This is a genomic window from Bathymodiolus platifrons methanotrophic gill symbiont, assembly GCF_002189065.1.
Classification (GTDB): Bacteria; Pseudomonadota; Gammaproteobacteria; order Methylococcales; family Methylomonadaceae; genus Methyloprofundus.
Genome location: NZ_BDMN01000545.1, coordinates 1 through 1,497, shown reverse-complemented (window position 1 = coordinate 1,497; position 1,497 = coordinate 1). Strand labels below are relative to the sequence as shown.

The 1,497-nt window shown below is 39.4% G+C and carries 1 protein-coding gene and 1 pseudogene; both read left to right on the top strand.

What is annotated here, in order from left to right; all coding sequences use genetic code 11:
- The coding region (locus tag CDZ78_RS20320; RefSeq protein ID WP_507766949.1) for a restriction endonuclease subunit S domain-containing protein at positions 1-467 on the top strand (467 nt) is incomplete at its 5' end.
- Between the two features lie 90 nt (positions 468-557).
- Positions 558-1,497 (top strand): annotated as a pseudogene (locus CDZ78_RS20315) (PDDEXK nuclease domain-containing protein); the annotation flags it as partial.

Genomic DNA, 1,497 nt, shown 5'->3' with positions numbered 1-1,497 from the left:
AGTTAATGAATGAAGGTGGTGATAATGACAAACTTGGAAGAGGTGCCGTGTGGCAATGTGAAATTGAACCGTGTATTCATCAAAACCATGTGTTTGCTATCCGGCCTTATTCAATTGAGCCAGAATGGCTAGATTTGCTGACTCGAGCAAGTTATGCAAAGTTTCACTTTTTTAGGGTTGCTAAGCAAAGCACAAACCTTGCTTCCATATCGTCAACGAATATTAAAGAAACGCCTCTAGTCATCCCTCCAGAGAATGAAAGGCAAGAAATCATGGATTATGTTCGCTGTAAGGTTAATGCCTTAGATAAAGCAGAAGAGAAATGCTCAGCTCAAATTATGCTACTTCAAGAACGCCGAACAGCCCTAATCTCAGCAGCTGTTACAGGAAAAATTGATGTTCGGCATCATGCCTTACACCCTGCGGGCAGTGCCAATACAGCAATGGATGAAAATAATGATTTGTAAGTATTGGCTCTGTCCAAATCGGCTATCCCTGCCGATTTGTGACGTAAGAAATTGGCAAGCCCCAAATAAAGAAAATAAAGGGGTAAAGGTATGAACCAATCTTTAAACGAAAACACCTTATTTGCTGAAGTAAACGACCTTATTCAATCCGCTAAACAGAAAGCCGCTGTTGCGGTTAATGCGGAACTGACTTTATTGTATTGGCAGGTGGGTAAACGTATTGCCGATGAGGTATTAAAAGGCGAGCGTGCTGAATATGGTCAACAAATTATTAAAACACTAGCCAAGCAATTAACCGAGTCTATTGGCAAAGGCTGGAGCTCTCAACAATTACGGCATTGTTTACGTTTTGCTGAAATTTTTCCTGATAAAGAAATTGTCTCTACAGTGTGGAGACAATTGAGTTGGTCACATTTAAAACAGCTGGTATACATTGATGAGGATCTAAAGCGTGAGTTTTATATCATGATGGCAATGCAAGAACGGTGGTCAGTTCGCACGCTTGCAGAGCGCATTGATTCCCAATTATTTGAACGTACCGCCATTTCAAAAAAGCCAGATCAAACCATTAGCCAATAATTGCAATTATTACGCGGTTCGGGACAAGTGAATCAAAACCTGATTTTAAAAGATCCTTATGTGCTGGATTTTTTAGGGCTAAATGATAGCTATTTAGAGAAAGATTTAGAAGATGCTATTTTACGCGAGTTAGAGCAGTTTTTATTGGAATTAGGCTCAGGCTTTACTTTTATTGCACGGCAAAAGCGCTTACAGATTGATGAGGATGATTTTTATATCGACTTGTTATTTTATAATCGTAAGCTGAAACGCTTAGTCGCCATTGATTTAAAAGTAGGGCGTTTTAAAGCGGAATATAAAGGACAAATGGAGTCGTATTTACGCTGGTTAGCCCAGCATGAACAAGAAGTAGATGAAAACCCACCCTTGGGAATTATCCTTTGTGCTGATAAAAAACAAGAGCAGATAGAGTTATTAGAAATGGATAAAAGTGGTATTCATGTCGCAGAGT